Source organism: Streptomyces sp. SID12501, assembly GCF_010550245.1.
In the GTDB taxonomy this organism is placed as follows: Bacteria; Actinomycetota; Actinomycetes; order Streptomycetales; family Streptomycetaceae; genus Streptomyces.
Genome location: NZ_JAAGLU010001083.1, coordinates 1 through 383, shown reverse-complemented (window position 1 = coordinate 383; position 383 = coordinate 1). Strand labels below are relative to the sequence as shown.

At 67.9% G+C, this 383-nt stretch carries 1 protein-coding gene; it reads right to left on the bottom strand.

From position 1 onward, the window contains the following. Positions 1-383 (bottom strand): alpha/beta fold hydrolase (locus G3I71_RS49925; RefSeq protein ID WP_164325623.1); only part of this gene is annotated, 383 nt, incomplete at both ends.

Sequence of the window (383 nt, the reverse complement as noted above, 5' to 3'; positions counted from 1 at the left end):
TCTTGGCCACCCAGTCCTGCCAGTCGTTCCAGCGCATCTGGAAGGCGACGTCCTGGCCCAGGTTGGCCTCGTACCAGATGTTGTCCTGGTCGGGGTCGACCACGCTGTCGACGATCATGCGGCGCACGTGGGTCGGGAACAGGGTGGCGTAGACCCCGCCCAGGTAGGTGCCGTAGGAGACACCGAGGAAGTTCAGCTTCTGCTCACCGAGGGCGGCCCGGATGACGTCCAGGTCGCGCGCGGTGTTGGGGGTGGTCATGTGCGGCAGCATCTCGCCGCTGCGTTCCTTGCAGCCGTCCGCGTACTCGGCGGCGAGCTTGCGCTGGGCGCGCTTGTCGGCCTCGTTGGACGGGACCGGGTCGGCCTTGGGGGCCTTGACGAAC